20 protein-coding genes are annotated in these 25461 nt (G+C 67.4%); 13 read left to right on the forward strand and 7 right to left on the reverse strand.

Annotated features, from left to right (window positions below):
- Position 1: 1 nt before the first annotated feature.
- The 6 genes from AC1RU4_RS08545 to AC1RU4_RS08570 form a co-directional block, all read right to left on the reverse strand.
- The gene (locus tag AC1RU4_RS08545; RefSeq protein ID WP_492890634.1) at positions 2–691 is read right to left on the reverse strand and encodes a 4-carboxy-4-hydroxy-2-oxoadipate aldolase/oxaloacetate decarboxylase; all 690 of its coding nucleotides are present in this window, start codon (positions 689–691) and stop codon (positions 2–4) included.
- Positions 688–1413, reverse strand: coding sequence for a PIG-L deacetylase family protein (locus tag AC1RU4_RS08550; protein WP_492890635.1), 726 nt, complete (start codon positions 1411–1413; stop codon positions 688–690). The genes AC1RU4_RS08545 and AC1RU4_RS08550 overlap by 4 nt, the downstream gene beginning before the upstream one ends.
- 22 nt (positions 1414–1435) lie before the next feature.
- On the reverse strand, positions 1436–2554 hold the full coding sequence (locus AC1RU4_RS08555; protein WP_492890768.1) for a 4-oxalomesaconate tautomerase: 1119 nt from the start codon (positions 2552–2554) through the stop codon (positions 1436–1438).
- Positions 2555–3538 (reverse strand): Bug family tripartite tricarboxylate transporter substrate binding protein, encoded by a 984-nt coding sequence (locus AC1RU4_RS08560; protein WP_492890636.1) that lies wholly within the window; start codon positions 3536–3538, stop codon positions 2555–2557. It abuts the gene before it with no gap.
- A gap of 29 nt (positions 3539–3567) precedes the next feature.
- Positions 3568–4746: an ABC transporter substrate-binding protein gene (locus AC1RU4_RS08565; protein ID WP_492890769.1), complete on the reverse strand. Its 1179-nt coding sequence runs from the start codon at positions 4744–4746 to the stop codon at positions 3568–3570.
- Between the two features lie 147 nt (positions 4747–4893).
- A complete protein-coding gene (locus AC1RU4_RS08570; protein WP_492890637.1) occupies positions 4894–5814 on the reverse strand; it encodes a LysR family transcriptional regulator in 921 nt (306 codons plus the stop codon).
- Positions 5815–6008: 194 nt separating this feature from the next.
- Here AC1RU4_RS08570 and AC1RU4_RS08575 point away from each other — a divergent pair, with 194 nt between their 5' ends.
- The 9 genes from AC1RU4_RS08575 (at position 6009) to AC1RU4_RS08615 (ending at position 16235) form a co-directional block, all read left to right on the forward strand.
- Positions 6009–6971: a LysR substrate-binding domain-containing protein gene (locus tag AC1RU4_RS08575; RefSeq protein ID WP_492890638.1), complete on the forward strand. Its 963-nt coding sequence runs from the start codon at positions 6009–6011 to the stop codon at positions 6969–6971.
- Positions 6972–7079: 108 nt separating this feature from the next.
- Entirely contained in the window at positions 7080–7688 is a 609-nt protein-coding gene (locus tag AC1RU4_RS08580) for a malonic semialdehyde reductase (protein ID WP_492890639.1), read from the forward strand.
- A 76-nt stretch (positions 7689–7764) separates the two neighbouring features.
- A complete protein-coding gene (locus AC1RU4_RS08585; RefSeq protein ID WP_492890640.1) occupies positions 7765–8667 on the forward strand; it encodes an NAD(P)-dependent oxidoreductase in 903 nt (300 codons plus the stop codon).
- 147 nt (positions 8668–8814) lie between these two features.
- Entirely contained in the window at positions 8815–10308 is a 1494-nt protein-coding gene (locus AC1RU4_RS08590) for an aldehyde dehydrogenase family protein (protein WP_492890641.1), read from the forward strand.
- A gap of 69 nt (positions 10309–10377) precedes the next feature.
- Positions 10378–11352, forward strand: a complete 975-nt coding sequence (locus AC1RU4_RS08595; protein ID WP_492890642.1) for a Bug family tripartite tricarboxylate transporter substrate binding protein — start codon at positions 10378–10380, stop codon at positions 11350–11352.
- Positions 11349–11936: a tripartite tricarboxylate transporter TctB family protein gene (locus AC1RU4_RS08600; RefSeq protein ID WP_492890643.1), complete on the forward strand. Its 588-nt coding sequence runs from the start codon at positions 11349–11351 to the stop codon at positions 11934–11936. Before AC1RU4_RS08595 ends, AC1RU4_RS08600 begins: the two co-directional genes overlap by 4 nt.
- A 7-nt stretch (positions 11937–11943) precedes the next feature.
- The gene (locus AC1RU4_RS08605; protein ID WP_492890644.1) at positions 11944–13446 is read left to right on the forward strand and encodes a tripartite tricarboxylate transporter permease; all 1503 of its coding nucleotides are present in this window, start codon (positions 11944–11946) and stop codon (positions 13444–13446) included.
- A 36-nt stretch (positions 13447–13482) separates the two neighbouring features.
- Positions 13483–15252 (forward strand): thiamine pyrophosphate-binding protein, encoded by a 1770-nt coding sequence (locus AC1RU4_RS08610; RefSeq protein WP_492890645.1) that lies wholly within the window; start codon positions 13483–13485, stop codon positions 15250–15252.
- Entirely contained in the window at positions 15249–16235 is a 987-nt protein-coding gene (locus AC1RU4_RS08615; RefSeq protein ID WP_492890646.1) for a substrate-binding domain-containing protein, read from the forward strand. The genes AC1RU4_RS08610 and AC1RU4_RS08615 overlap by 4 nt, the downstream gene beginning before the upstream one ends.
- 101 nt (positions 16236–16336) lie before the next feature.
- Here AC1RU4_RS08615 and AC1RU4_RS08620 read toward each other — a convergent pair whose 3' ends face one another.
- Positions 16337–17164 (reverse strand): TetR/AcrR family transcriptional regulator, encoded by an 828-nt coding sequence (locus AC1RU4_RS08620; protein ID WP_492890647.1) that lies wholly within the window; start codon positions 17162–17164, stop codon positions 16337–16339.
- A gap of 95 nt (positions 17165–17259) precedes the next feature.
- Here AC1RU4_RS08620 and AC1RU4_RS08625 point away from each other — a divergent pair, with 95 nt between their 5' ends.
- From AC1RU4_RS08625 to AC1RU4_RS08640, 4 genes are all read left to right on the forward strand, one after another.
- Entirely contained in the window at positions 17260–18489 is a 1230-nt protein-coding gene (locus tag AC1RU4_RS08625) for an efflux RND transporter periplasmic adaptor subunit (RefSeq protein ID WP_492890648.1), read from the forward strand.
- Positions 18490–18491: 2 nt separating this feature from the next.
- Positions 18492–20447 (forward strand): MacB family efflux pump subunit, encoded by a 1956-nt coding sequence (locus AC1RU4_RS08630; RefSeq protein WP_492890649.1) that lies wholly within the window; start codon positions 18492–18494, stop codon positions 20445–20447.
- A gap of 203 nt (positions 20448–20650) precedes the next feature.
- The gene (locus AC1RU4_RS08635; protein ID WP_492890650.1) at positions 20651–22813 is read left to right on the forward strand and encodes a malate synthase G; all 2163 of its coding nucleotides are present in this window, start codon (positions 20651–20653) and stop codon (positions 22811–22813) included.
- 276 nt (positions 22814–23089) lie between these two features.
- Entirely contained in the window at positions 23090–25390 is a 2301-nt protein-coding gene (locus AC1RU4_RS08640; RefSeq protein ID WP_492890651.1) for a mechanosensitive ion channel family protein, read from the forward strand.
- The last annotated feature ends 71 nt before the right edge of the window (positions 25391–25461 follow it).

A 25461-nucleotide genomic window follows, 5' to 3' on the forward strand; every position in this document is an offset into this window, starting at 1 on the left:
GCTAGCCTTCGGGGTCGTCGATATAGACGAGACCCGCCTTCGCCAGCCCATCGCGCATCGCATACATGTCGAGGCCGAGCTCGCCGGAGGCGAGCCGCGCCCGCTTCTGCGCCTCGTTCGCCTCGCGCGCCGCGGCCTTCCCGGCCACGGTGGCGGCCTCGAGCCGCGGCACCACCACCACGCCGTCGTCGTCGGCTACGATGACGTCCCCAGGATTGACCAGCGCGCCAGCGCAGACCACGGGCACGTTGACGCTGCCGGGAGTCGCCTTGACGGTGCCTTTCGCCGAGATCGCCCGCGCCCATACCGGCAGGCCCATTTCGGTGAGCACGCGCACGTCGCGCACGCCGGTATCCGTGATCACGCCGATACCGCCGCGCGCCTTCAGCGAGGTGGCGAGCAGGTCGCCGAACATGCCATCGGTGTTATCGGTGGTGCAGGCGATCACCAGCACATCGCCGGGCTTCACCTGCTCGATCGCCACATGGATCATCCAGTTGTCACCCGGCTGGGTGAGCACGGTGACCGCGTTGCCGGCGATCTGCGCGCCGGGATAGATCGGCCGCATGTAAGGTTTCATGAGACCGCTGCGGCCCATCGCCTCGTGCGTGGTGGCGACGCCGTGCTCGCCGAGGGTGGCGATGTCGGCGACAGCGGCACGCTTGGCCGTGCGGATGACGACGGGGTTCATGCGAGCACCTCGAGGGCTTCGGGGAACAGGCGCTGATAGGCTTCGCCATACGTCATCGCGCGGCCGGAATTGCGCCCGCCCTGCATGCCGCGGTTGAGCGCCACGCGGGTATAATATTCCCAGAGGTGTTTCTGGGCGGCGAGCACCTCGAAAGCCTTGCGCTTGGCCTCCCAGACCTCATCGATATTGAGAATGACCGTCGGCTTGTAATCGCACTGCTCAGGCTGGTGGGGCTCGAACAGGAACACTGGCGGCGCGGCATAGGCGCGGGCCGGATCCGGCTTGTGCCCGGCGGCCTGGGCGATGATCCGCGCCTCCTGGGCGAAGCGCGTCGCCTCCGGGTGGTCGACATTGTAGGGATCGTGGAGCGAGTGGGTGAGCACGAAGGACGGGCTCAGTTCGTGGAACACGTCGATCGCCCGGTCGAGCATTTCCGGCGTGGTGCGCAGGGGATAGTCGCCGGCGTCGAAGAATTCGATCTCGGCGCCGAGAATCCGCGCCGCCCGTTCGGCCTCCTCGCGCCGCTGCGCCTTGACGTCGGCCATGTTTACCCCGGCTGCCTTCCAGGCGAACTGGCTCTCGCCGCGCTCACCATAGGACAGGCACAGAATCTTCATCGTGAAGCCGCGCGCGGCGTGCAGCGCGATCGCTCCGCCGGCACGCCAGACGAAATCGCCGGGATGGGCCGTGATGACGAGACCGGATTTCGGCTTGTCAGCCATAGGATAGTCCTCTGTTGCAATGCTATTCGGCAGCGGTGCGGGCGGGATTGCGCTCCGTCGCCAATACGGAGGCGGGCGCGAAGGCCCGGCCATCCATCAGGATGCGGGCGGTGCGCAGCAGGCCGGCGCGTTCGACGACAGGCCTTTCCGCCGTGCCGCCGACCGTGAGGTCGACGGTGAATTCGCCGGTAGGATGCTCGACGCTGATCGAGCGCTGCCGGCCTGGCGGCATCGCCGCCACCGAGGCCGCCGGCGATCCCGGCAGGGCGGCGGCGGTCGCGACCGTCACCGCGGCGAACACGCCGATTGCGCTGTGGCACTCGTGCGGGATGAAACTGCGCGTGCAGATCGCCCCACCCTCGCGCGGCGGCGCCACAAGCGCGATCTTCGGCACGACCTTGCCGGAGACGTCGCCGAGATTCATCAGCGGGCCGGCGGCGAGGCGGATACGCTCGATGCGCCGCTTGAGCTCGGTGTCCTTGTCGAGCGCGTCGCGACTCTCATAGCCGGTGCGCCCGACATCGGCGGCGCGCAGCACGATGACCGGCATGCCATTGTCGATCAGCGTGACCTCGACACCGTCGACGATGTCGACGGCGTTGCCGGTGGGCAGCAATGCGCCGCAGACCGAGCCTTCCGCATCGAGAAATCCGATGCTGATCGGCGCCGCGGTGCCCGGCACGCCGTCGATGCGCGCCGACCCCTCGGTCCGGGCCAGTCCGCCCTCCGTTTCCATCGTCAGCTCGGCGATGGTGCCGGTATTGAGGGTGCGCACGCGCACCGTCGCGCGCGGGCTCGTGGCCGGCACCAGACCGCGCGCCAGAGCGAACGGCCCGACCCCGGCCAGGATGTTGCCGCAGTTGGGAGTCGTGTCGACGAGGGGCTTGTCGACACCTACCTGGACGAACAGGAAGTCGACATCGCAATCCGGCAGCGTTGACTTCGAGATGATCGCGACCTTGCTCGTCAGCGGATGGGCGCCGCCAAGGCCGTCGATCTGGCGCTTGTCCGGTGACCCCATCAGCGCCAGCAGCAGGCGGTCGCGCAGGTCGGCATCGGCAGGCAAATCTTCCGCGAGGAAATAGGCCCCCTTCGACGTGCCACCGCGCACGAGCATGCAATTGATGCCGGTCTGCACGATTCAGCCTCCCGCCGTGATGTTTGCCTGCGTGATCACCTCCCGCCAAATCGGGATCTCGCTGGCGATGAGCTGCCTGAACCCATCAGGTGTTCGCTTGCTCGCCACCGCTCCGTCCTTCTCCAGCGCCGCTACGAATTCGGGCGTATCGAGCTGGGCGTTGATCTCGCGGTTGAGCCGGTCGACGATCGCCATCGGCGTCCCGGCCGGCGCGACGATGCCATACCACTGCACCGCCTCGAAGCCCGGCAATCCGCTCTCGGCGATGGTCGGCAGCTGCGGGGCGAAGGTGGCGCGGTTCGCGCTGGCAATGCCAAGCGCCCGGAGCTTGCCGTTATTGGCGAAGGGCAGCACGGCGGGGCCACCGGTGAGGGTGAACTGCACCACCCCGGCAACGAGATCCACCACCGCCGGCGCCGTGCCGCGATAGGGTATGTGCACCGCCTGGAAACCGGCCCGATAGGCGAGATAGGCACCGGCGATATGGGCGGCGCTGCCCTGGCCGCCGGAGCTGTAGTTCAGCTTGCCGGGATTGGCCTTGGCATAGGCGACGAATTCGCCGAAATCCCGGGCTGGCACCTCCGGGTTTATCACCAGGATGTTGGGCACCGAGGCGACGAGCGCCACCGGCTGGAAGTCGCGCAGCGGATCGTAGGGCAGGTTGGGATAGAGCGCCGGGTTGAAGGCGAGCGTGCCGATATGCCCCATCATCAACGTGTGGCCGTCCGGCGCCGCCTTGGCGACCTCGGTGGCGGCGGTCATGCCGCCGGCACCCGGCTTGTTTTCGATGATGATGCCGGGCCCGCCGATCGACGGGGAGATCCGGTTGGCGATGAGGCGGGCGAGCAGGTCCGTGCTGCCGCCCGGGGTGAAGGGCACCACGATCCTGATCATCTGCGAGGGCCAGGCGGACTGGGCGCGAAGGATGGCGGGGGCGGCGACCGTGCCGACGCCGAGAGCCGCCAGAACCGAGCGTCTGCTGAGCATGTGCGTATCTCTTGATCTGGGGGATGGCGTCAGGAACGGATCTTCGCCGGGTCCTTGACGTGCGGGATGGTGGCGAATTCGATGTTGTAGAGTTCGCCGTCCCGTCGCTCGACGCGGCGGATATAGATGTTCTGGATCGGCTCACGGGTTTCCGGGTCGATGGTCAGCGGACCGCGCGGGCTCTCCCAGCTCAGCCCCTTCATCGCCGCGATGAGGTCCGGGCCGTCGGTCTTGCCGCCGGTCTTCTTCAGTGCCTCGTAGATGAGCCGCATGCCGTCATAGGCATGGACCGCCACGTGGTTGGGGCGCAGCCCGCCATTCGCGGCGCGGAAGGCCGCGACGAAAGCCTTGTTCTCCGGGCTGTCATGGGCGGCGGAGTAATGGTGCGAGGTAACCATGCCGAGCACCGAATCGTCCATCTGGGTGATGATGTCGTCCTCGGTGACGCTGCCCTCGCCGAGCACCCGGATGCCGGCCTTGTCGAGCCCGCGCTCCACGAACTGTTTCATCAGCGTGGCGCCGAGGCCGGTCGGCACGAAGACGAACAGGGCGTCCGGCTTGGCATCGGCCGCGCGCTGCAGGAACGGCGCGAAGTCGCGGTTGGAGAGCGGCACGCGGATGGTCTCGGCGACCTCGCCCCCCAACTCCTTGAAGCGGCTGACAAAGGCGGTCTCGGTGTCGATGCCGGGCGCATAGTCGGCGACGATGGTGACGACGCGATTGATCCCGTTCGCCTTGGCCCATTCGGCCATGGGAACGGTGGTCTGGCCCTGGGTGAAGGCGGCACGCACAATATAGGGCGACTTCTCGGTCACCACCGAGGTGGCGGCCATCATCACCACTTCCGGCACCTTGGCCTGGGTGGCGAGCGGGGCCACGGCAAGCGCCAGCGGCGTCAGCCCGAATCCGGCCAGCACCTCGACGCCGTCATTCGCCACCATTTCCTGGGCGATGCGGCGTGTCACATCGGCGACGCCGGTGTCGTCACGCAGGATAAGCTCAATCTTTTTGCCGGCTACCGTATCGCCGGCCTGCGCCATGTAGAGGCGCGCCCCGGCTTCGAGCATGCGGCCCGTTGACGTGAACGGCCCGGTCATCGGAGCAATGAGGCCGACCTTGACCGTGCCGGAATCCGCGGCGGCACGGTGGGTCGCCACGGCGGCGAGCGCAAATCCGGCGCCGGCGAAAAGATGGCGTCGATTGATCATCATCTGGCGTTCTCCTCGGAGATTTTTATTTTGATTTTTCGCTTTGCCGGGATGACGTAGCGGCGGCCACGGCAAGCATTGCGCGCACCATGAGACGACGGCTTTAGGCAATCAAATGATCAGAATGCAGCGATTGATGAATCCTGTTCAGGATTCATCGGCCTCCGGATGCGGGAAGCTGTCCTTGAGCCGGCGGGTCAGCAGCTTGAGCAACTGGCGGCCGGCCGGGCTCAGCGGCACGCCCTTGCGCGTGACCACGCCGAGGGTGCGCGTCACCGTCGGCGAGCGCAGCGGGATGGCCACGACGTCCGACGCCTCGGTCGCTCCCAGCGCGAGCAGGGGCACGATGGTGTAGCCGACGCAGGCCCGCGCCAGACTCACCGCGGTGGACACGCGCTGCACCTCGAAGTGCCATGACATCGCCTCGCCCCTCGAGCCGAGCGCGTCGTCGATGAGCACGCGATTGCCGGTTTCGGCGCTGATGCGCACCAGCGGCAGCCCGTCGATCTGCGCCCAGGTCAGCGACGCGGCATCCGCCAGCGGCATGCTCTTGTGGCAGACCAGAACGAAGGGCTCCTTGACGACCGGCTTCAGCTCAAGGTCCCATCGATTGGCGGCGACGATGGTGACGCCGAACTCCACCTGGCCGGATTGCACTTTCTCGGCAATCTCGCTGGCGGAATTGTCATGGATCGCCACCTTGGCCCGCGGGAAATCGCGGTGCAGGTCGATAATGGCCAGCGGCAGGCATTTCATCGCCACCGTCGGCAGGCAGCCGACGGCGACCTTCTCCTCGATCACCTCATGGGAGTCGCGCACCTCGTCGAGCGCGATGCCGAGATCCTCGAAGACCTTTCGCACCCGCGGCAGCAGGGCGATGCCCGCCGGCGTCAGCGAAACCTGGCGAGTGGTGCGCAGGAGAAGCTGGGTCGACAGCAGTTCTTCCAGCTTGCGGATCCGGTGGCTGAGCGCGGTCTGCGACAGGTTGAGATGCGAGGCGGCGGCATGGAAGCTGCCGCGCTCGGCGATGGTGACGAAGGCCTGAAGTCCGAGAACGTCGATCCGCATCGAACCCTACCAACCCGCATGCCGCCCCGCCGACCCGCACCTGCGCGGCGACAGCCAAACATGTCGTCCGGCCCCACGCAATGCCGGCTCCCTGCCGGGTCATTTTGGCGCGAGGCGGGCGATGCGCTATCGCCAAGCGACGGGAGCCGCTCTACCGTCCGCGTCAAAATACGAAGAATCCGGCGGACACGGGGATGCGGAACGTCGTGCAGAACAAGCTCATCACCGGTCTCAAGCTGCGGCAATTGCAGATCATGATCGCGGTCGGCGAGCAGGGAAGCTTCCTCGGGGCCGCCCATCAACTGAACATTTCCCAGCCGGCCGTGACCAAGGCCGTCCAGGAGGTCGAGGATACGCTGGGGGTGCAGATCTTCGATCGCATGGCGCGCGGCATCCTCGTCAACACCTATGGCCGGGTCGTCATCGAGCGCGCACGGGCCATCGTCTCGCTGATCGAGCGGCTCGCCGACGACGTCGACATGGTGCGACAGGGACGGGCCGGGACGCTGGTCGTCGGGGCGCTGCCGACCGCCGCCTCCAGCGTGCTGCCGCCGACCCTGGCCCGGCTGCGGGGCACCAATCCCGATCTCGACATCCGCATCGTCCAAGGCCGTACCGCCGAATTGATGCCGCAGCTGGAAAGCGGAAAGCTCGATGTCATCGTCGGCCGGCTCTACGACCTGGAGACGGTCTGCGATGTCCAGCGCGAGACGATCTATCACGAGCCGATCTCGCTGCTGGCGCGCAGCGGCCATCCGCTGTTCGCTTCCCCGAATCCCGATCTCTCGGAGATCGTCCACTACGGACTGGTGCTGCCCTCGCTCGATCAGCGACTGGGGCACGAGATCGACGCCGTGCTGAGCTATGCCGGGCTGACGCTGCCGGTGGGCACGCTGCGCTCCACCTCGACCTCGTTCATCCGCGAACTGGTCCTCACCAGCGACTTCGTCACCGCGCTGCCGCGGCTGATGCTGGCCGGCGATCTGCGGCGCGGCATCGTCGGCATGCTGCCGCTCCCGCTGGCCTCGGGCAAACGCCCGGCCGGCGTGATCACGCTGCGCCACCGCCGCCACCCGCCCAACCTCGCCGCCATGGTCGCGGCGCTGCGGGAATATGTGCGCGAGCTGCGCGCGACCGGCCTGCTCGACGATCGCTGAGGCGGCCTCCGCTATTACCAAAGGTTATAGCTGTGCACCCTCCCGGCTGGAGGACGGGGCCAATCTCACTTGATATCACTTCGCCACTCCCCGAATGGCGAGGCGGCTATGGATCATCGTGTCACCCGGGAGCGGTTGTCGGAAACCGCCCTCGATCTCCTCTTCCGCGAAGGACGCACCTACCACGGATGGCTTGACCGACCGGTGCCGGACGGACAGCTGCGCGATCTCTATGACCTTGCGCGCATGCCGCCGACCAGCAATAACATCTCGCCGCAGCGCATCGTCTTCGTGAAGTCGCGCGAAGCGAAGGAACGCCTGCGCGCCGGGCTCAAGCCGGGCAATGTCGACAAGACGATGGCGGCGCCGGTGACGGCCGTGCTCGGCATCGACAGCCACTTCTACGATCATCTGGAATTGCTGGCGCCCCATGCGGTGGACCGGCGTGCCGGCTACATCGCCGATCCGGACCTGTCCTGGCGCGCGGCCTTCCGCAACGCCACGCTTCAGGGCGCCTACCTCTTGATGGCGGCCCGCGCACTGGGGCTCGATTGCGGCCCGATGTCCGGCTTCCTGCACGACGTCGTCGACGAAACCTTCTTTCCAGGTGGGCAGGTCAAGTCGAACTTCCTCATCAACATTGGATATGGCGACCCCGCCACTGTCCGCCCCCGGGCGGCGCGGTTCGCCTTCGACGACATCTGCACCATCGCCTAGCGCGGTGCCGGCCGTGCTCCGCAGCGGGCATTGGCCGGGCGTACCGGCGGGAAGGCGAACCAGAGGAAGAAACGGCATGAGCGGATCGACGGTGAACAGCTTCAGCGGATCGCGTCTGTGTTTCATCGGCTTCGGCGAGGCCGGGCAGGCGATCGCCGGAGGCCTGATCGGCGAGGGCCTGCGCGACATCTCGGCCTACGACATAGCCGGCAACGAGCCGCGGGTGCGCGAGCCTGCCGAACGCATCGGCGTGCGGCTCGCCTCCACTCTCGCCGATGCGATGAACGGCGCCGACATCGTGGTTTCGGCGGTGACGGCGGCCTCCAGCCTCGACGTCGCCCATGCGGCGGCGCCATCGCTGGTCCAGGGTCAGATTTTCGTCGACGTCAACTCGGTCTCCCCCGGCCGCAAGAAGACCGCCGCCGCGTCGCTGGCCAATGCGGATTGCTATATCGACCTCGCCATCATGGCGCCGGTGCATCCCGCCGGCCACAAGACGCCCTGCCTGGTGGCGGGCGCGCAGGCGGGGCGGCTCATCAGCACACTCGAACCCTTCGGCATGAAGCTGTCGCTCGCCGGGGCGGATGTGGGATCGGCGACCCTCGTCAAGATGGTGCGAAGCGTCATGGTGAAGGGGCTCGAGGCGTTGAGCTACGAATGCTTCATGGCGGCGCGCAAGGCCGGCATCGACCCCGTCATCCTCACCTCGATCAGCCAGAGCTATCCCGGCATCGAGTGGGCGGAGTTCGTCCCCTACTGCCTCAACCGCATGCTCCAGCATGGCGTGCGCCGCGCCGCCGAGATGCGCGAGGTGGTCAACACGCTGCACGAGCTCGGGGTCGATCCGCGCGTCACCGAGGGCACGGTGGCGCACCAGGATCGGCTCGGCCAGCTCGGCATCAGCCCGGAACTCGCCGGCCTCGCCGAGATGTTCGATCGCATCGATTCCGCCGGCCCGGCCGGCACCCCGAGCGCGTGAACGGAGGACCTACCGAAGATCGGGCCTGCATTGCCTTAAAGCGGTGCCGACAGAGCACCGCCCGGAAAGCCGTCGTGACCGAACCGATCGCTGCGGCGGGGAAACAGTCTCGCATTCAATGCGGGTGCCAGGGAGATGAAAGCCGCCATGAGCATGGCAGTAACCTTCACGAGCCATTCGAGCGCTTTGCCAACGCAGCGCGGGCTGTATTTCGACGGCCAATGGCATGCGCCACGGGCGGGCGGCTCGGTCGAGCTGACCAATCCGGCGAGCGGCGCTTCGCTCGGCGCGGTCGCCCAGGCCGGGACGGCGGATGTCGATGCCGCCGTCGCCGCCGCGCGCGCCGCCTATCGCGAATGGCGGCGCGTGGCGCCGGCCGAGCGGGCCAAGCTGCTGCGCCGGATCGCGCAGATCGTGCGCGACAACGCTCGCGAACTTGCGCTCATCGACGCCATGGATGGCGGCAATCCGCTGCACGAGATGCTCGGCGATGTCGCCAATGCCGCCGCGCAGCTCGACTTCTTCGCCGGCCTCGTCACCGAGATGAAGGGTCAGTCGGTGCCGCTGGGGCCGCATTCGGTCAATTTCTCGGTGCGCGAGCCGCGTGGCGTGATCGGCCGGATCATCCCGTTCAACCATCCCTTCATGTTCTGCGCCGCCAAGTCCGCCGCGCCGCTCGCGGCCGGCAACACGGTGATCGTGAAGCCGCCGGATCAGGCGCCGCTCAGCTCGCTGCGTTTCGCCGAACTTGTCGACGGCCTGCTGCCGCCCGGCGTGTTCAACGTGCTGCCCGGCGGGCGCGAGGCTGGCGCAGCGCTGGCTGCGCATCCGGACGTGGCGATGGTTTCGCTGATCGGCAGCGTGCCGGCCGGACGGGCGGTGATGAAGGCCGCCGCCGAGACCATCAAGCCGCTGCTGCTCGAGCTCGGCGGCAAGAACGCACTGATCGCGCGCGCCGACGCCGACCCGGACGAGGTCGCCGCCGGCATCATCGCCGGCATGAACTTCACCTGGTGCGGCCAGTCCTGCGGCTCGACCAGCCGGGCCTTCCTGCACGAATCCATCCACGACGCCGTTGTCGAGCGTGTTCGCGAGCGGGTGCGCCACTTCAAGCCGGGCGATCCGACCGATCCCGCGACGACGATGGGGGCGATCATCAGCCAGGCGCAACTCGACAAGGTGCTGGGCTTCATCGCCGATACCAAGGCCGAGGGCGCCCGGCTTTTATGCGGCGGCGGGCGGCCCGACGATCCGGCGCTCGCCGGCGGCCTCTTCGTCGAGCCGACCATCTTCACCGACATGACGCGGGAGATGCGCCTTGCCCGCGAGGAGGTGTTCGGGCCGATCCTGGCGATCTTCAAATGGTCCGACGAAGCCGAAATGCTCGCGGCCGTGAACAGCGTCGAATACGGCCTGACCTGCTCGATCTGGACCGACGACGTGCGCGAGGCCCACCGACTCGCCACCGAGGTGCAGGCCGGCTTCGTATGGATCAACGAGGTGTCGCGTCATTTTCTCGGCACGCCCTTCGGCGGCTACAAGCAGTCCGGCCTCGGCCGCGAGGAATGCCTCGAAGAGCTGCTCGCCTACACGCAGGAGAAGCACATCCACGTGAATCTGAAACGTCCGGCACGCGACTAGCCATCGCCCCGGCGTCCTGACCCGGCCTCCGTCAAGAGAGGCTAACCGAACGATTGAAAGGGATGGAATATGCTCACGACGTTACGGCGCGCGACATTCGCTGTCTTATCGATCTGCCTGGTCCTGACCGGCACCGCCAGCGCGGTGCGGGCGCAGGCCGCCTCCTATCCTCCCGACCGCATCAATCTCACGGTGGCCTTCGCCGCCGGCGGTTTCGTCGACACCTTCGCCCGCATCATCGGCCAGAAGCTGAGCGAGCGCTGGGGCAAGCCGGTGACGGTGGAGAACAAGGCCGGAGCCGGTGGTAACACCGGCGCATCGATCATCGCCAACGCCAAACCGGACGGCCTGAATCTTCTCGTCACCTCGACGGCGATCGCGATCAACGAGACGCTCTACAAGTCGCGAGACTACAAGCTCGACCAGCTGGTGCCGGTATCGATCGCGGTGTCCTCGCCCGAAACCATCGCCGTAAACCCGTCCAAACCCGGCACGCTCAGGGACTATCTCGCCTGGGCCAAGGACAAGGAGATCACCTTCGCCAGCGCCGGGGTGGGGTCCGGGTCGCATCTGGCCGCTGAATTCTTCCTGAAGACGATGGCCAAGACGCCGGCAACCCATGTGCCGTTCCGCGGCGGTGCGCTCTCGGTGCAGGCGGCGCTCGGTGATCAGGTGGACATGGTGGCTTCGTCCTTCGGCATCATTCCGCAGGTGGCGGAAGGCAAGCTGATCGGCCTCGCGGTAGCGAGCCCGACCCGCGTGGCCGCCATGCCCAACGTGCCGACCTATACCGAATCCGGCTTCCCCTTCATCGCGGAATCATGGGTTGCGGTGCTGGCGCCCGCGAAGACGCCGCCGGAGATCGTCGAGAAGCTGAACGCGGCGATCACGGAGATCATCTCCGAGCCCGACACGCGCAGGAAGCTGATCGACATGGGCTATCAGCTGCACACGCGCTCCGTTCCCCAGGTTGCCGCCTATCTCGACGAGGAGGTGGGCAAGTGGGGTGAGATGGTGAAAATCGTCGGCGTCTCCGTCGAGTGATCCGCGCGCCCCTGTCTCGAACGGCGCAGGAGTGGCGGCCGCCAGGCGGCCGTACGCTCCGGCGCGTCCCGGAGAAACCGATGACCCAGTCAAGCCAGACGTCCGCACCGGCACGGTGGCTCACCGTGAGGTCGCCGCAGAACCTGTTGTCCGGCCTCTTCCTGATCGTGTTTGCCGCCTTTGTGGTGTGGATGCTGCGCAATCTGCCGCAAGGCACGATGCGGGCGATCGGACCCGCCATGCTGCCGCGCTGGACTGCGCTGGCGATCGGGGTCGGGGGCTTCGCCCTCATGGTGTTCGGGCTGCTTCGCGACGGCGACGAACTCGACAGGTGGCACCTGCGCGGCCCCCTCTTCGTGATCGCCGGGCTGACGACCTTCGCCCTGACCATCCGCTCGCCCGGCTTCCTCATCGCCGCGCCGCTCACGATGCTGATCGCCGGCTTCGGCACCGCGCAGGTTCGGCCGAAGGAGCTGATGATTTTCACGGTCGCGATGACGGCGGTATGCGCCGTGCTCTTCCGGGTGCTTCTGAACCAGCCGCTTCCCATGCTGGTCATCCCCAGCCTGTCGATCAATTTCTGAGGCGGACATGGATCTGTTCTCGAACCTCGCCTTCGGGCTCGGCGTCGCCCTGTCGCCGATCAACATCCTGCTCTGCTTCGCCGGATGCATGCTGGGAACGCTGATCGGCGTCCTGCCGGGCATCGGGCCGATCGCGACCATCGCGATCCTGCTGCCGCTGACCTTCGGCCTCGATCCGACCACGGCTCTCATCATGCTCGCGGGCATCTATTACGGCGCGCAATATGGCGGGTCGACGGCCTCGATCCTGCTCAACATTCCGGGCGAGTCCAGCGCCGTCGTCACCGCGCTCGACGGCCATGCCATGGCGCGCCAGGGCCGGGCCGGCATCGCGCTCGGCATCTCGGCGATCGGGTCGTTCTTTGCGGGCTCGGTCGCGACACTCGTCATCTCGGCGCTCGCAGGGCCGCTTGCCGGCCTGGCCCTCATCTTCGGTCCGGCGGAATATTTCGCCCTGATGCTGATGGGGCTCGCCTTCGCGATCCTGCTCGCCAACGGCTCGGTCCTCAAGGCTGTCCTGATGGTGCTGGTCGGCGTGCTCCTGTCGACCATCGGGCCCGACCTGACCACCGGCCAGCTCCGGCTCACCTTCGGTGCGACCTGGCTCGCGGACGGTATCGACGTGGCGCTGATCGGCATGGGCCTGTTCGGCATCGCGGAAGTCTTCCGCAGCCTCGAACACGGCGAATCCCGCGACGTCGTTCGGGAATCGAAGATCGGGCGATTGCTGCCCGGCGCCGCCGAGCTGCACCAGAGCTTCAAGCCGATCCTGCGCGGGACCTTCATTGGGTCGGTGCTGGGAATCCTGCCCGGCAACGGCGCCGTTCTCGGTCCCTATGCGTCCTATACGCTCGAGAAGAAGCTCGCGAAGCATCCCGAGCGGTTCGGCAAGGGCGCCATCGAGGGCGTCGCCGGCCCCGAATCGGCCAATAACGCCGGCGCCCAGACGTCCTTCATCCCCTTGCTGACGCTCGGCATTCCGCCCAATGCCGTCATGGCTCTCATGGTTGGGGCGATGACGATCCACGGCATCGTGCCGGGTCCGCAGATCATGACGAAGATGCCCGCCCTGTTCTGGGGGCTGATCGCCTCGATGTGGATCGGCAACCTGATGCTGCTCGTCATCAACCTGCCGATGGTCGGCCTCTGGGTGAAGCTCCTCAAAGTGCCCTATCGGCTGATGTTCGTCGGCATCGTGATCTTCTGCTGCATCGGCGTCTATTCGCTCAACAGCGAGCCTGCCGACATTCTCATCATGGCAGCGCTCGGGGTTGCCGGCTACGCGCTGACCAAGTTCGGCTTCGAGCCGGCGCCGCTCACCCTCGGCTTCGTGCTCGGGCGGATGATGGAGGAGAACCTCCGGCAGGCGCTGATGATCTCGCGCGGCAGCCTGATGACCTTTGTCGACCGACCGCTCGCCGCCGTCTTCATCGTCCTCGCCGTCGTCCTGCTGTTCGTCGGCGTCGTGCCCTCGATCCGCAAGGGCCGCGACGAGGTGTTCAGCGAATAATCCGCTTCCGACGACATGAGAAGGATGGCTTCGACCATGACGACCGACGCTGGCAGCGCCGCGATCTCAAACGACCTGTGGGGCAGCGACATCGTCGCCGATGCACTTCGTGCGCTGGGCTATCGCCACGTCGCGCTGGTACCCGGTGCGAGCTTTCGTGGCTTGCACGACAGCCTCGTGAACCATCTCGGCAATCGCGACCCGCAAATGGTGGTCTGCCTGCACGAGGGGCATGCCGTGGCCATTGCCGACGGCTTCTCCCGCGTTGCGCAGGAACCGATGGCGGTGGTCCTGCACTCGAATGTCGGGTTGATGCACGCCACCATGAGCATCTTCAACGCGTGGTGCGACCGGCGCCCGATGCTGATACTGGGAGCGACCGGGCCGGTCGACGCCCATCGGCGCCGGCCGTGGATCGACTGGATCCATACGTCGCGCGACCAGGGCGCGCTGGTGCGGAACTACACCAAGTGGGACGACCAGCCAGCCTCGGCGGAGGCGGCGGTCGAATCCGTGCTGCGGGCGAACCAGATCGCCCGGACCGCCCCGATGGGCCCGGTCTATGTCTGCCTCGACGCCGAGATGCAGGAGGCCCGGCTCGACCGCGAGGTGCGCGTGCCCGACGTGGCGCGGTTCCGCGCCCCGACCGCGCCCGCCGCTTCCCGCGAGGTGCTCGACGAGGCGCTGGCGATCTTGCGCACGGCGAAATCGCCGCTGCTGCTGATCGGCCGCGTGTCGCGCGACGAGGGCGACTGGGCGCGGCGGATCGCGCTTGCCGAAGCGCTGGGCGCCACGGTGCTGACGACGACGCACAACGCACCCGGCTTTCCGACCGAGCATCCGCTGCACGCGCTGGCGCCGGTCGGCGAGCGTCCCAACGCGGCGGAGGTGGAGATCCTGCGCCGGGCGGATGCGATCCTCAGCCTCGACTGGCACGACCTCGCCGGCTTTCTCAGCGCCCGCACCGGCTCCTCCCAGAGCCAGACGCCGCTTGCCACGCCGATCATCCACTGCTCGCTCGACAATTATGCCGCCAATGGCTGGAGCATGGATCACCAAGCGCTGCCGGCGGTGGACGTCAGGGTGCTCGCCGATCCCGATCTGTTCGTCGGCCAGATCCTCGACGCGGTGGCGGCCGATCCGGCCTGGCGCGCCGCGCCGGCGGCGATCGGGGCGGAGGAGCACTGGACCGTCACGGCCCCGACGGAACCCGACCCGGACGCCCTCTTCACGGCCGAGCAGATGGCGTTCACCATCATGGAAATCACGCAAGCGCGCGACGTGACCTTTGCGCGCCTTTCCTTCGGCTGGCCCCGGTCGGCCTGCCGGTTCCGCACGCCGCTCGACTTCCTGGGCAAGGACGGCGGCGGCGCGGTCGGGACCGGGCCGGGACACACGGTGGGTGCCGCCCTCGCCTTGCGCGGGACCGGCCGTCTGACCATGGGGGTGATCGGCGACGGCGACTATCTCATGGGGGTCAACGCGCTCTGGACAGCATCAAATCGCGACATACCGATGATGCTGGTCGTCGCCAATAACCGCTCCTACTTCAACGACGAGGTCCACCAGGAGCGCATGGCGCACCAGCGCGGGCGGGCGGTCGAGAACAAATGGATCGGGCAGCGGCTGGACGATCCACGCCCCGACATCATCGGGCTGGCCCGGGCACAGGGCTTCGTCGGTGGCGAACCGGTGGACAATGTGGAGGCGCTGCGCATCGAACTTGCGAAGGGCGCGGCTCACGTGGAGGCGGGAGGGCGCTATGTGATCGATGCGCTCATCGTGCCTGGTTATTCGAGCAAATGAACGTGGCAACGTTACCCGAAACGTCCCTCACCGTCGGTTGCGGCGCCTATGACCGCACTTGGCCGCTTATCGCCGGCACGATTCACCCGTCGGGCTATCGGCTGGACTGGTCCATCCTGCCACCCGAGGAAGTGTTTCTGCGTGGCATGCTCGGTGGCGCGTTCGACGTCACCGAAATGTCCCTCAGCACCTATTCGCTGCTTCGCGCACGTGGGACGTGCCGCTATGTCGGGCTGCCGATCTTTGTCTCGCGCAAGTTCCGGCACAGCGCCATCTACCTGCGCGCCGACGCCGGCATTACTCGGCCGGAGGAGCTTCGGGGCCGGCATATCGGCGTGCCTGAATATCAGCTCACAGCCAATGTGTGGGTGCGCGGCCTGCTTTCCGATGAATACGGGGTGAGCGCGGACAGCGTTCATTGGGTGATCGGCGGCATCGACGCGCCAGGGCGCGAGGAGAAGGTGCCGATCGAATTGCCGACCCGCTTCGCCGTAACCCGGCTCGGAGCCGGCGAGACGCTCTGGCAGTGGCTGCTGGAGGGGCGGATCGACGCGATCATTGCGCCGCGCGCGCCACAAGCTTTCGCCCAGGGCCATCCGGCGATCCGGCGCTTGTTCGCGGACGTGCCCGCGGCGGAAAGGGACTTTTATCGCCGCACCGGCTTGTTCCCGCTGATGCACATTATTGGCATCCGCCAGGACGTGCTGGAAAGGCACCCCGACCTGCCCGCCGTGCTGACCGGCGCGTTCGAGGAGGCGAAAGCGTTCGCCGCCAACGAACTCCACCAATACGCGTACGATACGGCCATGCTCCCGTGGCAGGAAGCGTCGCTGCGCGCAACCGAGGAGACGATGGGCGCCGATTACTGGCCCTATGGCGCGGCACCGAACCGACGGGCCATCGAAGCCTTTGCCCGCTACCAGTTCGAACAGGGCATCGTCGGGCATATCCAGACGGTGTCGGACATCTTTCCGTTCGGATAGCGGCGCGGCGGCGCCCGAGCAGGATCACCGTTCGGACGAAATCGGCCCGTTGCTTCCGGCGTCTCGGGTTGATGCCGTGAGACGGCTGGCGGCACTGGCGCTCAGCGCGGCGCCAGGCCCTCGACGAAAAGCCGGATCGCCTCGCGCAGATAGGCGCGGCGGTCGTCCTCACCCGGCCAGTCGGGCAGGCCGGGCACCTTCAGCGGCACGGCGCCGAAGATGAGGTCCATCAGCATCCGCGACGTGCGCTGGGCGCTGGCAATGCGGATGCGGCCACGGTCGGCCTGGCGCTCCAGCCAGGCGGCGAGCTCGGCGCGCGACGGGTCGGCGCCGTGCACACGCACGATCGTCCCCAGCTCCGGGAACTGCCGTATCTCCGCCATCACGAAGCTCAGCAGCGCCATCCGTTCGCGATTGGCCGCATCGTCGATCTCGATCCGAAAAATCGCGGCAATCGCCTCGGCGAGCGGGAGATGATCATAGTCGCCGGGCAGCGCCAGCATGGTGAAGCGGTGATCCACGACGATGGCCGCGAACAGGTCGATCTTGGCAGGGAACAGCCGGTAGAGCGTGCGCTTGGAAATCCGGCACGCGGCGGCGATGTCGTCCATGGTGGTGCGACCGTAGCCGCCTTCGAGAAACAGCACGCGCGCCTGCGCGACGATCGCCACCACCTGGTCGGCATCCGAGCGTGCCTTGGGGCGACCCCGCCCGCGCTTCTGCGTCTGCGCGCCTGCTTCCAACAATCCCTGCGACATGTCCGCCTGCCCGTTCTGCGCGCCGATCCTGTCACATCCGCAGCGTGACGACATCCATTCGATGCCGTTTGACATTTCAAGGCGGCGATCACTATAGAGACTGATAAGTTTTCTAATTTTGGAACGGCTGTGATCCGACCCCTGCTCCCGTCTGACCGAGGCGCTTTCCACCCTGCCGGGTCGGCATCCCGGCTGTCCGCGGGCTCCATGATACCGCGTCGGCTTTCTGGCCGCTCCGGCCTCGCCAAGCCGCCGGGGAGATGCCGATGAACGGCCGGATCCGCATCATCGGCGCACTGGCACTGGTCGTGGCGCTGGCTGCCGGTGCACTCGGCTGGCAGAAGATGTCCAGCAATGCCGCACCCGCGCTCATCACCGCGCCGGTCACCCGTGGCGACATCGAGGAAACCGTGCTCGCCACCGGCACGCTGAAGCCGGTCAAACTGGTCGCGGTCGGCTCGCAGGTCTCCGGGCGCATAACGGCGGTCGAGGTGAAGCTCGGCGAGACGGTCCGTGCCGGCGACCTGCTGGCGCAGATCGATTCGGTCACCCAGCAAAACGACCTGCGCACCGCCGAAGCGGCGCTCGCCAACGTCACCGCCCAGCGCGTCGAGAAGCAGGCCACGCTAACGCTGAACGAGGCGACGCTGGCGCGCCAGACGCGCATGGTGGATCAGAACGCCGTGTCGCGGGCCGAGTTCGAGACCGCACGGGCCGATGTCGACGTCACCCGCGCCCAGATCGAGGCACTGGCCGCCCAGATCGTCGAGGCGCAGGTGGCGGTCGACACCGCTCGCGCCAATCTCGGCTATACCCGTATCACCGCGCCCATCGACGGCACGGTGCTCGCCATCGTCAGCCAGCAGGGCCAGACGGTGAATGCCGCCCAGTCGGCCCCCACCATCGTCATTCTCGGCCAGCTCGACACGATGACGGTGCGCACCGAGATCTCGGAAGCCGACATCGTGCGGGTGAAGGTGGGCCAGCCGGTCTATTTCACCGTGCTCGGCGATCCCGACCGGCGCTACGACGCCGCGCTGGAATTCCTCGAGCCGGCGCCGGAATCGATCCGCAGCGATTCGAGCTTCTCCTCCTCGACCTCGTCGAGTTCCAGCAGCAGTTCCTCCACCTCCTCGTCGTCGTCGGAGGCCATCTATTACAATGGCGTGTTCGACGTGCCGAACCCGGACGGGCAGCTGCGCACCTACATGACCGCCGAGGTGCGCATCGTGCTCGGCGGTGCCCGCGATGCACTCACCATTCCCGCCTCGGCGCTGGGCGCCCGCGATGCGCAGGGCCGCTACACCGTGCGGATCGCCGGCGCGGACGGCACCGTCTCCGTCCGCACGGTGGAGATCGGCCTCAACAACAAGATCACCGCGCAGGTGCTTTCCGGCCTTGAGGAAGGCCAGCAGGTGGTGATCGACGAGGCGACCGCGCAGACCGCCTCGACCTCCTCCCGCCCGCCCGGCCCCGGTGGCCCCATGGGCTTCTGACCATGGGCGAGGCGCTGCTGGAGCTGAAAGGCCTGGGCCGGGAGTTCCCCTCCGGCGATCGGATGATTGCCGTGCTCAGGGATGTCGACCTCACCATCGAGGCGGGAGAGATGGTGGCCATTGTCGGCGCGTCCGGTTCGGGCAAGTCGACGCTGATGAACATTCTCGGCTGCCTCGACCGAGCGAGCGCCGGTCTTTACCGCGTCGCCGGCCGCAACGTCGCCGATCTCGACGCCGACGAACTGGCGGCGCTGCGGCGGGAGCATTTCGGCTTCATCTTCCAGCGCTACCACCTGCTCGCCGAACTGACCGCGCTCGGCAATGTCGAGATCCCGGCCGTCTATGCCGGCCAGGCGCCGGGCGCGCGGCGCACCCGCGCCGCGGCCCTGCTCGGCCGGCTCGGCATGGGCGATCGCACCGGGCATCGGCCGAGCCAGCTCTCCGGCGGCCAGCAGCAGCGCGTCTCCATCGCCCGCGCGCTGATGAACGACGCCAAGGTGATCCTTGCCGACGAGCCGACCGGGGCGCTCGACAAGCACAGCGGCGAGGAAGTTCTGCGCATCCTCGCCGAGCTCAACGCCGAGGGGCGCACCATCGTCATCGTCACCCACGACATGCAGGTGGCGAGCCGCACCCGGCGCATCATCGAGATCAGCGACGGCGAAATCCTCTCCGACCGGCGGACCGCCGCGACGGAGGCGCCGGTACCCGACCAGGAGCCGCCGCCGGGACCCTCGCGCGGTCAATGGAGCGCCTTCGCCGACCGCTTCCGCGAGGCCTTCGGCATGGCGCTCCTGTCGATGCGCGCGCATGGGCTGCGCACCTTCCTCACCATGCTCGGCATCATCATCGGCATCGCCTCGGTGGTGAGCGTCGTCGCGCTCGGCCAGGGCTCGCAGCAACGGGTACTCGCCAACATCTCCAGCCTCGGCACCAACACGCTGGAAATTTTCGCCGGCAAGGATTTCGGCGATACCCGCTCCGGCCGCATCACCACGCTGGTGGTGGGCGATGCCGAGGCGCTGGCCGCCCAATCCTATGTGGCGGCGGTGACGCCGACCGTCTCGACCTCCAGCACGGTGCGTTTCGGCGCCAAGGAGGCCAATGCGCTGGTGAACGGCGTCGGCGAGCAATATTTCAACGCCAAGGGTACCCGCCTCGCGCAGGGCCGGCTGTTCGACGCGACAAGCGTGCATGCCCTGGCGCAGGACGTCGTCATCGACGAGAACACCCGCAAGACGCTGTTCGACGACTTCGCCGGCAGTCCGATCGGCCAGGTCGTGTTCGTCGGCGATGTGCCGGCACGGGTGATCGGCGTTACCCAGCCGCAACAGGGCGGGTTCGGCTCCAGCCAGAACCTGTCGCTCTATCTACCTTATACGACGGTGCAGGCGCGGGTGCTGGGCAGCCGGTCGCTGCGCTCCATCACCGTGCGGGTCGCCGACGACGTGCCGACCAACCTCGCGGAACAGACGGTGACGCGGCTGCTCACGCAGCGGCACGGCACCAAGGACTTCTTCATCCTCAACACCGACGACATCCGTAACACCATCACCGCCACCACCCAGACGCTGACGCTGCTGATCGCCGCCATCGCGGTGATCTCGCTGGTGGTCGGCGGCATCGGGGTGATGAACATCATGCTGGTATCGGTGTCCGAGCGGGTCGGCGAGATCGGCGTGCGGATGGCGGTGGGGGCGCGGCGGGCCGACATCCTGCAGCAATTCCTCATCGAGGCCGTGCTCGTGTGCCTCATCGGCGGCCTGCTCGGCATCCTCGCCGCGCTCGGGCTCGGCGCCGCCTTCGGCGCGCTCGGCTCCGGCTTCAGCTTCGTCTATTCGACGGCGTCGATCGTCACCGCCGTGCTGTGCTCCAGCCTGATCGGCATCACCTTCGGCTTCCTGCCGGCACGCAACGCCTCGCGGCTGGACCCGGTGGCGGCGCTGGCGAAGGGCTGAGTTCGCACCCTTCCCTTAGGGAGCCGGAATGTCGTGCATTCTGAGGGGGTTGGGCAAGCGGAGCTCGCCGCGGCCGCGACACGGGAGCCGGCCCGACCCCCGACTTTATGCGATATTGCGCCGCACTATAGTTCGCTGCATAGCAAAATAGACAAATTCTGCCGGCGCCAATGCCGGCCAACTCGCTCGGAGCACGCCAAATCATGAGCATGGTTGATATCGCCGGCCTTCGCATCGACGCCGACCTCTACGCTTTCGTCAATGACGAGGCCATTCCCGGCACCGGCATCGCCCCCGAGGCCTTCTGGCAGGGTTTTGCCGAGATCGTCGGCGAGTTCGCGCCGCGCAATGGCAAGCTTCTGGCGCATCGCGACGTGCTGCAGGCGACGCTTGACGACTGGCACCGCACCCATAGGGGCAAGCCGATCGACCCGGCGGTCTACGAGACCTTTCTCAGCGATATTGGCTATCTGCTTCCCGAGCCGCAGGCGGTTTCGGTGGTGACGCAGAATGTCGACGACGAGCTCGCCCGCATTCCCGGCCCGCAGCTCGTGGTGCCGATCACCAATGCCCGCTATGCGCTGAACGCCGCCAATGCGCGATGGAACAGCCTCTATGACGCGCTCTACGGCACCGACGCGCTGCCCGAGGAAGGCGGCGCCCAGCGTGGCGGCGGCTTCAACCCGGTGCGGGCGGCGCTGGTGGTGGCCAAGGTGCGCGAGTTCCTCGACGAGGCCTTCCCGCTCGCCGCCGGCTCGCATCGCGACGCCACGGCCTATGCGGTCGCGGGCGGCATGCTCGAGGTGACGCTCGGTTCCGGTGCGGCGACCGGCCTCGCCGATCCGGCCAAGTTCGCCGGTTATACCGGCGACGCCGCGACACCGACCGCCGTGCTGCTGGTCAATCACGGCCTGCATGTCGAACTGAAGGTCGACCGGACCAGCCGGATCGGCGCCACCGACGCCGCCGGCATTGCCGACGTCGTCGTCGAGGCGGCCGTCACCACCATCATCGACTGCGAGGACAGCGTCGCGGCGGTGGACGCCGCCGACAAGATCCTCGTCTATCGCAACTGGCTCGGCCTGATGAAGGGCACGCTCAGCGCCCATTTCGACAAGGCCGGCGGCACGGTGGAACGCCACCTCGCCGCGGATCGCGCCTATACGGCGCCGGACGGCGGCGAGAAGATTCTGCACGGGCGCAGCCTGCTGCTGGTGCGCAATGTCGGCCATCACATGATGACCGACGCCGTGCTCGGCCCCGACGGCGCCGAGATCCCCGAGACGCTGCTCGACGCGGCGCTGACCTCGCTGATCGCCCTGCACGACCTGAAGGGCGCCGGCAAGCTGCGCAACAGCCGCACCGGTTCGGTCTATATCGTCAAGCCGAAGATGCACGGACCGGAAGAGGTCGCCTTCGCCGTCGAGCTGTTCGGCCGGGTCGAGGCGCTGCTCGGCATGGCGCCGACCACGCTGAAGATCGGCATCATGGACGAGGAGCGCCGCACCAGCGTCAACCTGCCCGCCGCCATCGACGCGGCGCGCGAGCGCGTCGTCTTCATCAATACCGGCTTCCTCGACCGTACCGGCGACGAGATCCACACCTCGATCGAGGCGGGCCCGATGGTCCGCAAGAACGAGATGAAGGCGCAGGTCTGGATCAAGGCCTATGAGGACAACAATGTCGATGCCGGCCTTGCCGCGCATCTCGACGGCAAGGGTCAGATCGGCAAGGGCATGTGGGCGATGCCCGACCGCATGGCCAACATGCTGGTGCAGAAGATTGCTCATCCGCTGGCTGGGGCCAACACCGCCTGGGTGCCCTCCCCGACCGCGGCGACGCTGCATTCCATGCACTATCACAAGGTCGATGTCTTCGCCCGACAGGCGGAATTGCGCTCCCGCAAGCCGGCTGCGCGCCGCGACCTGCTCACCGTGCCGGTGGTCGACCGCGGCAATTGGGAGCCGGCCTCGGTGCAGGAAGAGCTCGACAACAATATCCAGGGCATTCTCGGCTATGTGGTGCGCTGGATCGACCAGGGGGTCGGCTGCTCCAAGGTGCCGGACATCCACGATGTCGGGCTGATGGAAGACCGGGCCACGCTGCGCATCTCCTCGCAGCACGTCGCCAACTGGCTGCTGCATCGCGTCGTCACCGACGCGCAGGTGGAAGAGACGCTGCGCCGCATGGCCAAGGTCGTCGACGAACAGAATGCCGGCGACCCGGCCTACAAGCCGATGGCGCCGTCCTATGACGGCTTCGCCTTCCGCGCCGCTCGCGACCTCGTCTTCGAGGGCCGGGCCCAGCCGAACGGCTACACCGAGTTCGTCCTCCACCGCCGTCGCCGCGAGGCGAAGGCGGCGTGAGCCTGACGACGCGTCGCAAAGCCAAGGCGTGACGCGCGCGGGGTGAGCCCCGGCGATCAAGATCATCCCGGCAGCTTGGAGCCCGGCACTGCGCCGCCGCCCATGGATTCCCCATGGACAGGCGGCGGGGTCGGCCCGATAGTGGCAATTGTCGCACCGAAGATGACCGCCTCGAAGCGACCGGTTGAATTCGGGGCTGCGGCCCGGGGGCATTCCGCCGGGGCCGTACCTCGCTGAAACGGCCGACATGGCGGTTGATTGTCCGGCCGAGCCTCCATGATCCCTGTGCGTCGCCTGCTCATCGCTCTCTTCCTGCTGCTGCTCCAGGCGGCGGCGCCAACCGCTGCGCAAGCACCCGCGCAGCTGTCTCCGCAGACGGCCGCGCCACTCACCCAGCAGCAATTCGACCAACTGGTGGATTCTCTGTCGAAGGCGGTAGCGGAGCGGCTGAGGGCCGGCGCTCCGGCTGCCGTCGAGACCCCGGCTGCCGCAAAGGCGGAGGAACCGGCCGCTACGCCGGCTCCGAAGGTGGAGGGGGCGACCTCCCCGGCCTCATCATCGGCCAATCCGCCGATGATGATGAACATGATGAACGAGGAGCCGGCCAGCAAGAAATTCATCGAGGTGCTCGACCAGACGGACGAGGTGCTGGCGGAATTTCCCGGACTGATCGAGCACAGCAGCCGTATCCCGGCGGCGCTTCGCGCCGACATCAACAATGGCCGCGAACCCGGGCGCTTCCTGCTGGTGCTGGCGGCCTGCGTCGCGGCCGCGCTCGCGACGGAAGCGTTGCTGCGCCTCGCCCTGCGCCTGCCGCGCCGCTATCTGGCAAGCCGCGTATCGGGAGCCTCGTCGCTCTGGGCGCTCACCGCCCTGGTCAGCCTCGACATTGTGGTCCTCACCGGCCTCTGGCTGATGACGCACGCGCTGATCGTCGCGCTGTTCAGCGGGACCGTGCCGCAGGCCCGCTTCGGATTCCTGGTGCTGACCAGCGTCTTCTACTGGCGGCTCTATCTGTTCGTCTTCCGCATCGCCCTGCGCCCCGACCTGCCGCAGGCGCGACTCGCCGAGATCGACGATGGCGAGGCGCTGAAGATCTATCACTGGTCCTCCGCCATCATCTTCGCCGCGATCGTGTTCGACGATGTGCGGCGCATCCTGGAGGGAATGCAGGCGCCGCTATTGGTGATCGCCTGCGCCATCGTGATAAAGACCATCCTGCTGACGGCTCTGCTCATTGCCGCCGCCATCGCGGTGCGCGACCCGGTGGCCAAGTGGTTCCACGGCCTCGGACACGGCCACAAGCGGAGGCCGCTCGCCGCCACCGTCGCCCGGTTCTGGCTGGTGGTCGCCGTTCCGGTCTTCCTCATCCTCGGCATGGCCGGCGTCTACGGCGCGCTCACCACCTCGGACAGCGTGCACAGGGCGCTGCTGATGACCGGCAACGTGCTGATCGGGCTGCTCATCCTCGAATCCTTCATGGACAAGGTCGTTCGGCTGATGCGGGCCGACATGGAGCCGCGGACGTCAGACCGCGAACGCGCGACAGAAGCGCTGATGCGCTGCGCGAGGGTGGCGGTCCTGCTCGGCGCGCTGAGCCTGCTGTTCCGCATCTGGGCGGTCTCGGGCATCGGCATGATGGACATGAGCGGCTACAACGCCTTGGCGGCGGCGGCGCTTCCGGCGGGCGCCATCCTGCTCGCCGCCTATTGCGCCTGGCAGGTGGTGAATTATTTCACCGGCCGGCACGCCGCCTCGCCCGCCGCCGGCCTGCCCGGTCACCAGGACAGCGAGGAGGCGGCGCCGACGGCCTCGCGCATGAGCACGCTGATGCCGCTGCTGCGCATCACGCTGCTGCTCGCCATCGTCATCATGGCCGGCCTGACGGTGCTCTCGCAGCTCGGCATCAACATCACGCCGCTGATCGCCGGCGCGTCCATTGTCGGCCTCGCCATCTCCTTCGGCAGCCAGACGCTGGTGAAGGATATCGTCTCGGGCGTGTTCTACCTGGTCGACGATGCCTTCCGCGTCGGCGAATATATCGATTGCGGCCGGGCCAAGGGCACGGTGGAGGGATTTACCCTGCGCTCGCTGAAGCTGCGCCACCAGAACGGCATGATCCACACCATCCCCTTCGGCCAGCTCGGCCAGATCACCAATTTCAGCCGCGACTGGGCGACGCTGAAGTTCAACCTGCGCTTCACCCGCGATACCGACATCGAGAAGCTGCGCAAGACGGTGAAGAAGATCGGCCTCGAAATGCTCGAGGACCCCGAGATCAAGGACGAGTTCCTGATGCCGCTGAAGATGCAGGGTGTCGCCGACATCGCCGACAACGCCCTGGTCGTGCGCTTCAAATTCACGGTGAAGCCCAGTCGCCCGACGGTGATTCAGCGCGAGGCGATCAAGCGGATGATCCGCATCCTGCCACAGCAGGGCATCGAGTTCGCCAACAACACCGTCGCCGTCCAGGCGATGGGCTCGCCGGCCGACCAGGCCGCCGCCGCCGCGATCAACCGGGCGAACATTGCCAATGACCTCGCCGCGAAAGCCGAGGCGGAGGCCGCCGCGAGCTGATCCTTCGCCGGCAGAGCCCCCTCGATCAGCTGGAACGCGCGATCGATGGGGAAGCGGATCCGTCCAGGCGG

It is taken from the genome of Ancylobacter sp. GW821-FHT10E12, assembly GCF_058809335.1.

Excerpts from the sequence above, each read along its gene's own strand:
- AC1RU4_RS08610 (WP_492890645.1), top strand. The coding sequence starts at position 13,483 with ATGACGACCGACGCTGGCAGCGCCGCGATCTCAAACGACCTGTGGGGC.
- AC1RU4_RS08590 (WP_492890641.1), top strand. The coding sequence starts at position 8,815 with ATGAGCATGGCAGTAACCTTCACGAGCCATTCGAGCGCTTTGCCAACG.
- AC1RU4_RS08545 (WP_492890634.1), bottom strand. The coding sequence starts at position 691 with ATGAACCCCGTCGTCATCCGCACGGCCAAGCGTGCCGCTGTCGCCGAC.
- AC1RU4_RS08615 (WP_492890646.1), top strand. The coding sequence starts at position 15,249 with ATGAACGTGGCAACGTTACCCGAAACGTCCCTCACCGTCGGTTGCGGC.
- AC1RU4_RS08630 (WP_492890649.1), top strand. The coding sequence starts at position 18,492 with ATGGGCGAGGCGCTGCTGGAGCTGAAAGGCCTGGGCCGGGAGTTCCCC.
- AC1RU4_RS08625 (WP_492890648.1), top strand. The coding sequence starts at position 17,260 with ATGAACGGCCGGATCCGCATCATCGGCGCACTGGCACTGGTCGTGGCG.
- AC1RU4_RS08550 (WP_492890635.1), bottom strand. The coding sequence starts at position 1,413 with ATGGCTGACAAGCCGAAATCCGGTCTCGTCATCACGGCCCATCCCGGC.
- AC1RU4_RS08580 (WP_492890639.1), top strand. The coding sequence starts at position 7,080 with ATGGATCATCGTGTCACCCGGGAGCGGTTGTCGGAAACCGCCCTCGAT.
- AC1RU4_RS08585 (WP_492890640.1), top strand. The coding sequence starts at position 7,765 with ATGAGCGGATCGACGGTGAACAGCTTCAGCGGATCGCGTCTGTGTTTC.
- AC1RU4_RS08635 (WP_492890650.1), top strand. The coding sequence starts at position 20,651 with ATGAGCATGGTTGATATCGCCGGCCTTCGCATCGACGCCGACCTCTAC.
- AC1RU4_RS08560 (WP_492890636.1), bottom strand. The coding sequence starts at position 3,538 with ATGCTCAGCAGACGCTCGGTTCTGGCGGCTCTCGGCGTCGGCACGGTC.
- AC1RU4_RS08640 (WP_492890651.1), top strand. The coding sequence starts at position 23,090 with ATGATCCCTGTGCGTCGCCTGCTCATCGCTCTCTTCCTGCTGCTGCTC.
- AC1RU4_RS08570 (WP_492890637.1), bottom strand. The coding sequence starts at position 5,814 with ATGCGGATCGACGTTCTCGGACTTCAGGCCTTCGTCACCATCGCCGAG.
- AC1RU4_RS08565 (WP_492890769.1), bottom strand. The coding sequence starts at position 4,746 with ATGATCAATCGACGCCATCTTTTCGCCGGCGCCGGATTTGCGCTCGCC.
- AC1RU4_RS08575 (WP_492890638.1), top strand. The coding sequence starts at position 6,009 with ATGCGGAACGTCGTGCAGAACAAGCTCATCACCGGTCTCAAGCTGCGG.
- AC1RU4_RS08595 (WP_492890642.1), top strand. The coding sequence starts at position 10,378 with ATGCTCACGACGTTACGGCGCGCGACATTCGCTGTCTTATCGATCTGC.
- AC1RU4_RS08605 (WP_492890644.1), top strand. The coding sequence starts at position 11,944 with ATGGATCTGTTCTCGAACCTCGCCTTCGGGCTCGGCGTCGCCCTGTCG.